8 protein-coding genes are annotated in these 12,495 nt (G+C 40.3%); 4 read left to right on the top strand and 4 right to left on the bottom strand.

Annotated elements, in window-relative coordinates; genetic code table 11:
• Positions 1-132: 132 nt before the first annotated feature.
• A complete protein-coding gene (locus DVR12_RS18320; RefSeq protein WP_116977482.1) occupies positions 133-4,776 on the top strand; it encodes a DUF3320 domain-containing protein in 4,644 nt (1,547 codons plus the stop codon).
• Positions 4,777-4,839: 63 nt separating this feature from the next.
• On the opposite strand, the gene ygiD is transcribed toward DVR12_RS18320, so the two are convergent.
• From ygiD to msrA, 4 genes are all read right to left on the bottom strand, one after another.
• Positions 4,840-5,664 carry a 4,5-DOPA-extradiol-dioxygenase gene (gene ygiD / locus DVR12_RS18315; protein ID WP_116977243.1) on the bottom strand — a complete coding sequence of 275 codons (825 nt, stop codon included), beginning with the start codon at positions 5,662-5,664 and terminating at the stop codon, positions 4,840-4,842.
• 6 nt (positions 5,665-5,670) lie between these two features.
• Complete coding sequence (locus DVR12_RS18310) at positions 5,671-6,087, bottom strand: Rrf2 family transcriptional regulator (RefSeq protein WP_116977242.1); 417 nt, start codon at positions 6,085-6,087, stop codon at positions 5,671-5,673.
• Between the two features lie 56 nt (positions 6,088-6,143).
• On the bottom strand, positions 6,144-6,554 hold the full coding sequence (locus tag DVR12_RS18305; protein ID WP_116977241.1) for a hypothetical protein: 411 nt from the start codon (positions 6,552-6,554) through the stop codon (positions 6,144-6,146).
• Between the two features lie 163 nt (positions 6,555-6,717).
• On the bottom strand, positions 6,718-7,359 hold the full coding sequence (gene msrA / locus DVR12_RS18300; protein ID WP_233522424.1) for a peptide-methionine (S)-S-oxide reductase MsrA: 642 nt from the start codon (positions 7,357-7,359) through the stop codon (positions 6,718-6,720).
• Positions 7,360-7,786: 427 nt separating this feature from the next.
• Here msrA and DVR12_RS18290 point away from each other — a divergent pair, with 427 nt between their 5' ends.
• The 3 genes from DVR12_RS18290 (at position 7,787) to DVR12_RS18280 (ending at position 12,405) form a co-directional block, all read left to right on the top strand.
• The gene (locus DVR12_RS18290; RefSeq protein ID WP_116977239.1) at positions 7,787-9,907 is read left to right on the top strand and encodes an endonuclease MutS2; all 2,121 of its coding nucleotides are present in this window, start codon (positions 7,787-7,789) and stop codon (positions 9,905-9,907) included.
• Between the two features lie 90 nt (positions 9,908-9,997).
• Positions 9,998-10,882: a helix-turn-helix domain-containing protein gene (locus DVR12_RS18285; protein ID WP_116977238.1), complete on the top strand. Its 885-nt coding sequence runs from the start codon at positions 9,998-10,000 to the stop codon at positions 10,880-10,882.
• Positions 10,883-11,229: 347 nt separating this feature from the next.
• Positions 11,230-12,405, top strand: coding sequence for an efflux RND transporter periplasmic adaptor subunit (locus DVR12_RS18280; protein ID WP_116977237.1), 1,176 nt, complete (start codon positions 11,230-11,232; stop codon positions 12,403-12,405).
• Positions 12,406-12,495 lie beyond the last annotated feature (90 nt).

Here is a 12,495-nt window from a genome sequence, read left to right as displayed (position 1 = left end):
CAACTATAATCAGAAGGGCTAACCGGAATTAAAATCTGGTTAGCCCTTAATGTTTTTATCCACGTCTTATACTTCTTACCCCTGTTCCGCGTTAATAGGAGTATATTTGTGCCGTTTTTATCACTACAGGTTATGATCGCATCCATATTAACCAGGCTCGAATCCTCTCGTAAAGAGTTACTGGATTTGGGGCTTAGGAATCCATTGTTGAACTACAAGTTGCCTGCCAGCAAAGGGTTACATATAGTAGAAGAGCAATCTGTTGCTATTTATGATATTCTGGTAAGGGAAAATAAAACTATGTCTTTTTTAGGTCGTTCTATTTCCAAACAGGACGACAATACTGCTGTTTCCTACAACGAACCAGTTTCCAAAGAAGTAATTACAGATACCCGGTTGCAAACTAATGAGAACCAAATTAGTTTGCATACCCGATTATTAAATACATACTATGCTGCCAGAATGAGTATTGAAGAACAGGGAGTAAATATCCTGTATCTAACTCTGGGTATGTTGCAATGGTATGAGGAGGATAATAGTAAAGAGATTCGTCAGGCTCCCATATTATTAATCCCTGTTACATTGGAAAGATCCAATGTGCGGGAAAGATTTAGATTGAAGTATTCTTTGGAGGAAATAGGAGGAAATATTTCCCTGCAAGCCAAAATGAAGGCAACATTCAATCTCGAATTGCCAGACTTGCCTGAAACTGAGGATATTGATGTGCAAGCCTACTTCGATTCAATAGCTGCTGCTATAAAAGGAATACCACATTGGAAAGTAGAACCAGACGCAATAGAACTGGGCTTCTTCTCTTTCGGTAAATTTTTGATCTATAATGACCTTGATGTTTCCAACTGGCAGAACGACCAGGATGTACTCACACATCCGGTTATGCAAGGCCTATTTGGAAATGGCTTCACAGACACTTTACCTACTGTTGCCGAAACAGCTTTTTTAGATACAAATTCCAATGCCGGTGAACTATTCCAGGTATTGGATGCCGATAGTTCCCAAATTCAGGCAATGCTTGCAGTACAGGAAGGACGGAATTTAATTATTCAGGGTCCTCCCGGTACCGGAAAGTCTCAAACTATTACGAATATCATTGCAGATGCAATTGGTCGTGGTAAGAAAGTATTATTTGTAGCAGAAAAACTGGCTGCACTGGAAGTAGTTAAAAGGCGCCTGGATAATATTCAGTTAGGAGAAGCTTGTCTGGAACTTCATAGCCATAAAGCCAATAAGAAAGAGTTACACCATGAGCTGCGCCGGGTGCTGGAATTAGGGAAACCAACCATAAAACAGCTTCAGGAAGAAGTACAGTTATTAGACAGCCATAGAGCTGAATTAAATAATTACTGCCAGGCAATTAATACGGAAATTGCAAAAAGCGGGTTAACAGCCCATCAATTGATCGGGCATCTATTACGCTTAAACGAAGAAGTAGCTGGGGTAGCTTTACCCCTACTAACAATTCCGGGAATCGAAAGCTGGGATTCGGTAACAATGACCAGAGCTACTGCAGTGGCCCAACGTATTCAGGCCTGCCTGCAACAGATTGGTCTGCCAACGGCACTGGTGTTTAAAGGGAGTAAATTAACGGTATTACTACCCCATGAGCAGGAGTTGCTGGCAAAACAATTAAACTTATTGCAGGAAAGTCTGCTTTCTTTACTTGAAGCAGCATTGCCTATAGCTACTAAGATTGGCCTGGCTGCTCCTGCAGGTGAAAGCGGTATTGAAGAGCTAATAATGCTTTCTGAATGGATAGCACAACAACCGGATATCAGTGAACTCGACATCAATAATAAAGCCTGGATAGTTCAGGCCTCAGATATTGCCGAATGGCTGGAAGCAGGAACTATAGCTACTTCTATCAGACAGCAATATCAGGAAATCCTTATACCTGAAGCCTGGGAAGAAGATGTAATCGAAATCAGGGAGAATCTGATTGCCCATGGCAACAAATGGTATAAGTTTCTGATTGGTGCCTATAAACGCAGTAATCGCCGTTTGGCCGCCTTATGCAAGCAAAAATTGCCAGCCGGCAATGAAGAAAAACTGGCATATATAGATGCAATCATGGAGTTTCGACGTCAGGATGCCACTCTGAAGGCAAACGCCGGATTAGGTAGTACGCTATATGGAAGCCGTTGGCAAAAATTTATGACGGATTGGGAGTCATTAAAACAATCCACAGCATATATAACTGAAACGTATAAACGAGTTAAGCAGGAACAATTTCCGGTAGAAATTATTAAATATCTCAGCCAGTATCCTTCCGCTGCAATTGCCACATCTGATAAAGCATTGCTGGAGCAGATGCTACAGGCTTATCGCCAGGCGTTAGATACAACTTTATCACAATTACAGTATCAGAAAACAGAGTTTCCTAAACCATTTGAAATACAACAATTGTTACTTCAGAAATGGATTAGTAAACTTCCTGAAATTCACCATCTGATTGCATGGAATAATATATCGGAAACAGCTATACAGGAGAATTTAGCTTTCCTGCTTCCAATTGCAGAAAGCTGGACGGCTGCAAACCAGTTATTGAAAACATTATTACACAAAACATGGTTCGAGTTTCTGATTGAAACGGCGGTGAAATCCCAGTTGCCATTACGTAAATTCGAAAAAGGAAGCCATGAATCAATTATAGCTGATTTCAGAAAATTAGATCAGCTCAATTTACAATATAACAGGGCAAGAGCAGCGTTGGAACATTGGGAACATCTTCCTCCAATGGAGGCTGGTGGACAAGTAAATATCCTCCGAACAGAGTTTAATAAAAAGGCCAGGCATATGCCGTTGCGGAAACTGATGCAGGAAGCTGGACTAGCTATTCAGGCGGTTAAACCTGTATTTATGATGAGTCCAATGTCTATTGCTAATTTCCTACCTCCGGCATCACTGGAATTTGATATGGTAATATTTGACGAAGCGAGTCAGGTTAGACCGGTAGATGCCCTGGGAGCTATATTACGTGGTAAGCAATTAATTGTAGTAGGTGATAATAAACAATTACCACCTACCAGTTTCTTTGATACACTGACGAAAGATTTTGAGGACGAAGACAATGTAACAGCAGATATGCAAAGCATCCTGGGCTTATGTGATGCTCAGGGAGCGCCTCAGCGTATGCTGCGCTGGCACTATCGCAGCAGGCATGAGTCGTTGATTGCACTTTCAAATCAGGAGTTCTACGAAAACAAATTGGTAATATTTCCAGGACCCGGATCTATAGACCAAAAAGGTCTGGTATTTCATTATCTGAAAGATGCGGTTTATGATAGAGGTAAAACACGTACGAATCCTAAGGAAGCAGAAGTAGTTGCAGATGCTGTGATGGAGCATGCGAAAAAGTATCCACAAATGAGTTTGGGTGTTGTGGCTTTCAGTACGGCACAACGCCAGGCGATTACTGATGTATTGGAAGAGCGGCGCAGAGCGCAACCGGAATTAGAGGCGTTTTTTTCGGCCCATCACGATGAACCGTTTTTTGTTAAGAATCTGGAGAATGTGCAGGGAGACGAAAGAGATGTTATTTTCATTTCTATCGGATACGGACGTACGGAAACCGGAGCCATTCCTATGTCGTTTGGTCCACTCAACAATGAAGGAGGAGAGCGGAGACTGAATGTTTTGATAACCCGAGCAAAGAGTCGTTGTGCTGTGTTTACCAATATGACGGCCGATGATATTGATCTAAGCAAAACAAAGAGTTATGGTATTCAATCGCTAAAAAGCTTTTTATATTTTGCTCAGCATGGTAAGTTATATATACCGGAAGAGAGCATAAGACCAGAAACCCTGCCATTTGAAACCCATGTAGCAGCTAAGCTGGAAGAAATGGGTTATACCGTCAGACGCCAGATTGGCTCTAAGGGTTGTTATATTGATATGGCTATTGTTGATCCACTGCATCCCGAGAAATATTTACTGGGAATTATCTGTGATGGGGCCTCCTATGAGGCGCCTCGATCGGCCAGAGATAGAGACAGGCTTCGTTTCCAGGTATTAACTGCCATGGGCTGGAAGATTTACCAGATATGGAGTATAGATTGGTTAAGAGATCCTGTAAGAGCCTTACAACAATTAGTGGCGGCTATTGAGCATGAACGTCAGCAGGGTACAGAGAATAATGAGAATACTATTGCTGCAGAAGAAGTAGCAAAGCTGACCAGAGAAACTGTGATTGTTCCGGAAATCAGTATTCCGGTTTATGAAACAGCTACACTGCCCCCAGCGATAGGTCAACAAGAGTTTCATTTGCATCCTATTGGCCAGTTGTGCGATTGGGTGCAGCAGATTGTAAACGTTGAAAGCCCTGTACATTTTGATGAGGTAGCAAGACGGATGGTAGAAGCTGCAGGTATTACGAGAGTAGGACCACGTATCAGAGAAATATTGAGACATGCAGTTCGACATGCCGATGCAAGTAAACGCATCAAAATAAAAGGGCAGTTTTTATGGGATCTGGCAATGTCGCCTCCTGTATTGCGTAATAGGAGCCATTTACCAGCAGTAGCTCGAAAGATCAATTACATTTCTCAGGAAGAACTGACCCTGGCATTAGAGAAGATAGTAGGTGATGCCATTGCTATTCAACGTGAAGATGCAGTGCCAATGGTATCAAAACTCCTTGGATTTACTAGGGTTACAGAAGATATTAAAGAGGAAGTGAATAAAGTAATAGATGTTAGTATCGAAGAAAAAGTTTTAGAACAGGAAGGCGATTTTCTAAAGCTTCGGTTAACCGTTGCTTAATTTTATATTGAAGGCTGATTAATGATCAGCCTTTTTATTTTATTACAACAAATTAAAATTAAATTATATCGCTGTCTGAAAGCATCGCATACTGATGCTGCCATTTTGTATTTCTTCGTATGTAAACTGAATAACTTCGTTTTTATTAATCAGACCCAGCGTGTAAATCATAGGAAGGTAGTGATCATTAGTTGGAATAGAGAGCATTGCTTCCTGTCCAAGTTCATGATAATTTATCAGATCCTGGAATGCGCCTTCCGAGAGTTTCTTTTTAACTGTTTCATCGAAAGAAATAGCCCAGTCGTAAGGCTTTGCATTATCAGAAAAACTTACCTGGCGTAAATTATGGACGATATTGCCGCTACCCATTATCAGTACACCTTTTTTACGTAGCTCTTTCAATTCAGCAGCTAATTTAAAATGATACTCTGGTTTTTGATAATAATCAATACTTAACTGATATACAGGAATATCGGCTTTAGGATACATATGACGTAATACAGTCCAGGCACCATGATCCAGACCCCATTCATGGTCTTCCACCACATTTACTGAAGTTATCAGGTTCTTGGTTTCCCTTGCCAATTCAGGTGCACCTGGTGCCGGATACTGAACCTGATACAGTGGTTCAGGAAATCCGCCGAAGTCATGGATCGTAGTAGGGTGAGGAGAAACCAGTACATGAGTACCTTTGGTAAGCCAGTGAGCAGAGATTACGAGAATTGCACTGGGCTTTTGGGGGATAGCTTTGCCCATATTGCCCAATGCTTTGGTAAAAGCATTATCGCTGATTCCATTCATCGGGTTGCCATGGCCAATGAACATTACTGGCATTTCATTGGTGGTTTTGTAATCGCGGCTAATATTTTTAAGTTCGTTTAAGTGCATAACTGTTTACTGATTTTCAAACTGCTTAACGAAATCGCTCAATGTCATATGTGCCAGTTTATTTAACAGCACATTTTCCAATTCATTATACAAATCGTCGAGGTGTTGGTTTATTTGGCGGCCAATCGGGCAGTTTGGATTCGGCTTATTTTTACTATTACCTAGTAATGATGATTGTTGTACGGCGTGATAAATTTCAGATAATAAAATCTGGTTGGCAGGGCGGGAAAGAGTAGCCCCACCATTTTTTCCTTCCTTGCTTTCGATCATGCCATGTTTGCGCAGGTTACTGATTTCTTTTCTAACCAGTACAGGATTGATATTAATACTTCCTGCTATATGGTCAGACGACTTCAGCACACCTTCATCGCTGGCGAGCAGAGTGAGAATATGGAGTGAGATGGGGAAACGGCTATTATTCATACTGTAATTTATATTATTACAGTACAAAGTTACTATTTTCGGGTGAAAGGAACAATTTATCTATGAGTAAAGAAGTAGATGATGCTGGCGATAATAAGGGCCAGTAGGAATAGAGCGATAACGTATCCATTTCTGCCCGGAGGTTTTACAAGGTCATGTAGTCTCCTGGCGTTAAGCATACTTTCAATTGTTTCTTTTGCCTCCAATAAACTGACGCTGATGCCGGGAAGTTTATTCATTTCAGTGCGGTAATATTTGATGGCGTTGATTTTACCTCTACTGATGCATAGTTGAATAGAATTTTCTTCGATTTTCCGACGGGTAGACGCGATTTTGTTGGCAGCAGGACCATTTAGGTTGCTTAGATCCCGCAGACACTGCGGGCATACATTAGGTTGGGAAGTAAGATTAGTTCGTTCTGGTGCGTTAGCGTTACCACACCAGGGGCATACTTGTTCAGTGCTCATTAATCTGTGGAACTTTGATTGATGCCTATTAAATTAAGGAAAACTTATTAAAAGTTGGCAGAAATCGCTTAAAAAGTTCAGATTAATGACATATCACATTAAAAAAGTGCAAAAACTGCATATAAAATAGTTTTATATTAAGTTTTTGCACTTTGTATTTTAGCTATTGTTTTTTGAGATGGCTGGCAAAAGCCTTCTTAAATTTTTCCAGCTTTGGTCTTATCACCATCATACAATACGGTTGTGAACCATTTTCGTTATAATAGTTTTGGTGATAATTTTCGGCAACATAGAATTTATCCAAAGGTGCAATCTGGGTAACAATAGGTTTATCGTACGCCCCTGACTCATTCAATTTCTTTGTATAGAATTCAGCTTCTTCTTTTTGTTGTTCATTGCCATAAAAGATAACACTGCGGTATTGGGTACCTACGTCATTTCCCTGGCGATTGAGCTGAGTGGGATCATGGCTTAAATAAAACGCCTGCAAAAGCTCATTATAACTGAGTTTAGCCGGGTCGTAAGTAACTCTGATAACCTCAGCATGTCCGGTTGTTCCGGTACAAACCTGGTCGTAGGTCGGGTTTGGCACATTTCCCCCGGCATAACCTGATTCTACTTTATAAACCCCTTCCAGGCTTTGGAATTGTGCTTCAGTACACCAGAAGCACCCGCCTCCAAATACGGCAGTAGCTGTTTTAGTATGATCGTTTACTTCCATATAATTTGGGACTTTATTTTTTTTCTGAGCGCAGGCAAATAAGGCCATACTGATCAGACTGATAAAGATGAAATATTTCCTCATAAAAATAAATTTAAAAAAATTATAGCTGTTCATGGCATGGCAAATTCAATACTGTGGCTCCATTGCGTGGAGAATCTGTCTCTTTGCCATAATTTTCTTACTTATAATTTACGTAATAAATGAGGCAGAGAGGCGACAAGTTAGTAACTTTAACGTTCTTTTGCAGTTAGAAGGAACCCACAGGCCCTCTGAAACCGCCAAAAAAGTACATCAGCGCAGCAGGAACAACTAGATAAACCGGTAAAACGGATATGTTTGAAAAACATAATGACTAAAACGATGAACAAGAATTAAAAAATAGATTCCCAGCACCTTTTCTCCGCCAAACACTTGGCAACGCGCGTTTGCGCCTGATAGTAAACAATTACCTCGGCATAACTATTTTATTATTATAGGGTATGCCAATCTTACATTAAATATTTTCAACTTGAAATACTTTCCTGAGTCTGCGTTAATGCAGTTGGAATTCGATAAAGTTCAGGCATTGCTGCAAGAGCATTGCAAAACAGAATTAGGTAAGGAGATGGCAGCATCCCTTCGCCTGCATACGCATATAGACTACGTAAAAAGCCGCCTTCAACAGGCCCATGAATATAAACAACTAACGCTCCTGCAAGAGCATTTTCCGAATGATCATATTCTCAACTTAAAAAAAGAATTAAGATTATTGGAAATCGAAGGAGCAGTACTCACAGGGGAGCAGGCAATGCAAATACGGAAGCTTTCGGAAAGCATGCATAGCATTGTGAAATTCTTTGATCATGATCGTAGGATTCAATATGCCGGATTATTCGACGTAATCCAGGATACCCACTATGAAAAAAAGATCACCGCAACTATCGATGCCGTATTGGATGAAATCGGACAGGTCAGAGATAATGCATCTCCGGAATTGGCCAGAATCCGCATTACCCTGTTTCGTAAACGTACCGAGCTTCGCAGAGTATTCGACCGTATTCTTCAGAAATTACAGAAGCTAAATTACCTCGCCGACCAGGAAGAAGCCTTCCTCAATGGCAGAAGAGTAGTAGCCATTTACGCCGAAAATAAGCGAATGGTAAAGGGAATCATTCATGGAGAATCAGATACCCGTAAAACAGCTTTCCTGGAACCCGAAGAAACGATCGACCTTAATAATGATGTCCAGTCACTTGAGCGGGAAGAGAACAGAGAAGTATATCGTATTCTGAAAACAATGACTTCCGAGCTTAGCACTTACTCCGGATTGCTCAATGGTTATTATCAAATACTGGGCACCTTCGATTTTATCAGAGGAAAAGCTAAACTGGCATTAGACATGGATGCGAATTATCCAATGTTGGTGCCACATTCAGAACTGAATCTCGTACAAGCCTATCACCCTTTATTACTTTTATACAATCGCAAAAACCAGAAGCCAACCATTCCGGTAAATATTAAACTGGATAAAGAGGCGCATATTCTGGTAATCAGCGGACCCAATGCCGGTGGTAAAACGGTAACCCTGAAAACAGTTGGACTGATTCAGCTTATGCTGCAGGCAGGGTTATTAGTACCTGTACATCCTTCCTCTTCTTTTGGAATTTTCAAGCAGTTGATGATTCATATTGGAGATACCCAATCGTTGGAATTCGAACTAAGTACTTACAGTTCTCACTTGAAGAACATGAAATACTTTATGGAGAATGCCAATGGCAGAACATTGTTTTTCATAGATGAATTAGGTAGTGGATCTGACCCTAATCTGGGAGGGGCATTTGCTGAAGTAATCATGGAAGAACTGGCGAAAAAGCATGCTTATGGAATTGTGACTACTCACTATCTGAATTTGAAGGTCATGGCAAATAAGGTTAAGGGTATTATCAACGGGGCAATGGGCTTCGATGAAAAAACTCTGATGCCTATGTATAAATTAATGGTCGGAAAACCAGGTAGTTCCTATACTTTCTCTATTGCAGAAAGAATTGGCCTGCATCCGGCATTAATAGCCAGAGCCAAGAAATTGGTAGATGAAGGACACTTTCAACTCGATAAGCTCCTTAATAAAGCAGAGCAGGATTTGCAGCATGTAGAAGAGAAAGAAAAGGATCTGCAAAAATTGCTGAAGGAAAATGAGAAGTTGAAAAAAGAGTATGAGGTCCTGGCCGATAAGGAACGTAAACATCAGCAGTTTACCTTACTTAAGTTGCAGAATAAGATTAAGGAAGATGACTTACAATATCTGAAGGATATGGAGCGTAAGTTGAAACAAATTGTTGTAGAGTGGAAGCGCAACGACGATAAGGATAAAGTAATTAAACTGGCTGAAATTTTATTGTTCCGCCGCCGTGAGAAACAACAAAACGAGCAACTCAATAAAAAAGTACAGGAGAAATTTGAAGAAATTTCCGGAACTATTGAAGTAGGAATGCAGGTGAAGATCAAGACTAACCGACAAGTCGGAAAAGTCCTGGAATTACGCGATAAGAGAGCGATTGTAAAGATTGGGAACATTCCTATTAATGTAAAATTGAGTGATCTGGTGCAGGTAAAGGAAAGGTCTGCAGAAAACGCAGAAGAGAATAAATAATATATAAATTATCTATTCCGGTATAGATGGTATGAATTTTTATATCAGCTACCTTTACCCACTATATTTACCCTAAAAAAGTGCAGCACAATGATGCAAGAAGTTGGCGTTATAACACGCATTTCTGATACGCAGGTATATAATTGTGATTATACTAATGGCGCTCCTTTTTTTATTGGAGAATGGCGTGGATGTGAAGATGCGAATGAGATGAGTGTACCGCATCGCCATAATGGTTTTAGTATAGATATTTTAATCAGAGGAAGCATAAGACAATCTCTCGATTTCAAGAAATACGAAGTAACAGCACCGGCTATCATGCTGATGGAACCTAATCAGGTTCATCAGCATGAGATGAGCCCGGACATTGAATTAATTAACATCTACTTTACGGAAGAGTTTATGGTTCCGGAGATGATGGGCGTTGTTACTTGTTGGCATTGTTTATTCAGTTCAGGAATCATTCCATTAAATAATAGCCAACTTGAAGAATTATTATTATATGCTAATTTAATAATGCGAGAATTCAATGGTGAGAATCTGAAGCGAGATACGGTAATACGTACTTTACTAAGTGCATTTGTGGTTGTGTGTGGAAGAATTTCAGTTCCATCGGGTGAGTGGATAGAAGGCGAAAGTTCCCAGCATAATATGGTACGCCAGTACAAAATGTTGGTTGATCAGCATTATCGTGTGAAAACGCAGGTCTCCGATTATGCAGAAATGTTGTATGTATCGCCTGGGCATTTAAATGATACGGTTAAAGATTTGCTAGGTAGGAATGCTAAGTTCCTTATAGATGAAAAGCGTGTTATGGAGGCAAAACGGTTACTATACTGGGGGGAACATTCGGTGAAACAGATTGCAGCAAGATTAAATTTTGAAGATGACGCTTATTTTAATCGTTTCTTTAAAAAGCATTCGGGACATACCCCTCTTTCTTTCCAAAAGAGTATCCGTGAAAAGTACAGTTAAACCCGTAATAATTTAAACGTCCGTTAACTTTAAATATCTATTTTTGCACAGTGTTTAAATTAAATGATGCTGCCCGTGCATCATGCTAAAATTGAAAACCGATGAGAATTTGTTAGCGGCCAACCGCGAATCTTCATTTTTCTTTTTACAGAAGTAACAAAGCAAGGTACCTGTACGTATAATGTGCTGTAACATTATTACGAATAGCGTATCTAATAGCTGTCCTTTCTGTATTTACAAAACCCAATTGCTGTCACTGATATTGATTGCTACGAAGCATGTCTGCACTTTTGTGCGCATGAATCGTAAATGGGATTTTATTGTTTAGATGTTTTAAAAAAAGTCGTATGAATTCATTGAAGTCAACATTTGTAAACTGGCCGGCAGGCTTACTCTATAGCGTAATTATTCTCGCTTCCTTGTCTGGATGCAGCACATCCCAGGCAAAAACCGAGGGGCATCAACCTTCTCCATTACCTGTATTAAAAGTGAGCAGTTTACCTGCCACCACTTATCGTGAATACAGCGCTTCCCTGGAAGGTCGTGTAAACGTTGAAATACGTCCGCAAGTGGAAGGTATTCTCGAAAAAATATTCGTAGATGAAGGTGCTTATGTAAAAGCCGGGCAACCACTCTTTAAAATTAATGATCGTATCTACAATGAGCAACAAAGCAATGCCAGCGCTTCCCTTCAGGTTGCAAAAGCTAACCTCGAAAAAGCACAGGTAGAAGTAGATCGCCTTACTCCTCTGGTAAATAATGGAGTTGTTTCTGATGTACAACTGAAAACAGCCCAGGCAAATTATCAGGCAGCAAAAGCAGCTGTCGGACAAGCACAGGCGCAATTAGGAACTACACATATCAATGTTGGATATACTTTAATCACTGCACCAGTTAGTGGATATATCGGAAGAATACCTTATAAAACTGGTGCATTGGTTGGCAGAGCAGAACCTCAGCCACTTACTGTATTATCTGATGTTAGTGAAGTATATGCTTACTTTTCTATGAGTGAGCAGGATTTCCTGAAGTTTAAAAATGAAACGCCAGGCGCCAGCATCGCAGAAAAAGTTAAACAATTACCTGCTGTAGAATTGAAACTGGCAGATAACAGCATCTTCCCTCAGAAAGGCAAAATCGAAACAATGGAAGGCCAATTCGATAAAACAATGGGCGCCGTTAGTTTCCGTGCTACCTTCCCAAATGCTTCTGGCTTACTACGTTCGGGTAATACAGGCAGAGTAAGAATTCCTGAAGAATTTGCCAATGCTGTAATTGTTCCAACTGAAGCAACATTTGAATTACAGGATAAAGTAATGGTATTTGTTGTTGCCGATAGTAACAAGGTAACTGGTACCCCAATTACCATTGCCGGCAAAAGTGGTAATTACTATTTCATAGAGAAAGGAGTAAAAGCAGGACAAAGCATTGTATACTCTGGATTAGACAGATTACATGATGGAACGCCTATCACTCCATTACAGATTTCTCTTGACAGTCTCCTAAAAGTTAGGCCGCTCTAAGCTAGCAGAGAATGGCTGTGATTATTGGTTTGCGAATGCATTAGCATTCTACCGGAGATGCCATTCTCTGTTGTCAGCACCCTTTTATTA

It is taken from the genome of Chitinophaga silvatica (genome assembly GCF_003419895.1).
Lineage (GTDB): Bacteria > Bacteroidota > Bacteroidia > Chitinophagales > Chitinophagaceae > Chitinophaga > Chitinophaga silvatica.
The sequence above is the reverse complement of the archived record's forward strand: the minus strand, read 5'-3'. Positions and strand labels throughout refer to the sequence as shown.

What these genes read in the sequence shown, in the direction of transcription:
- DVR12_RS18320 (WP_116977482.1), top strand. Translation starts at nt 133, where the DNA reads ATGATCGCATCCATATTAACCAGGCTCGAATCCTCTCGTAAAGAGTTA.
- ygiD (WP_116977243.1), bottom strand. Translation starts at nt 5,664, where the DNA reads ATGCACTTAAACGAACTTAAAAATATTAGCCGCGATTACAAAACCACC.
- DVR12_RS18310 (WP_116977242.1), bottom strand. Translation starts at nt 6,087, where the DNA reads ATGAATAATAGCCGTTTCCCCATCTCACTCCATATTCTCACTCTGCTC.
- DVR12_RS18305 (WP_116977241.1), bottom strand. Translation starts at nt 6,554, where the DNA reads ATGAGCACTGAACAAGTATGCCCCTGGTGTGGTAACGCTAACGCACCA.
- msrA (WP_233522424.1), bottom strand. Translation starts at nt 7,359, where the DNA reads ATGAGGAAATATTTCATCTTTATCAGTCTGATCAGTATGGCCTTATTT.
- DVR12_RS18285 (WP_116977238.1), top strand. Translation starts at nt 9,998, where the DNA reads ATGATGCAAGAAGTTGGCGTTATAACACGCATTTCTGATACGCAGGTA.
- DVR12_RS18280 (WP_116977237.1), top strand. Translation starts at nt 11,230, where the DNA reads ATGAATTCATTGAAGTCAACATTTGTAAACTGGCCGGCAGGCTTACTC.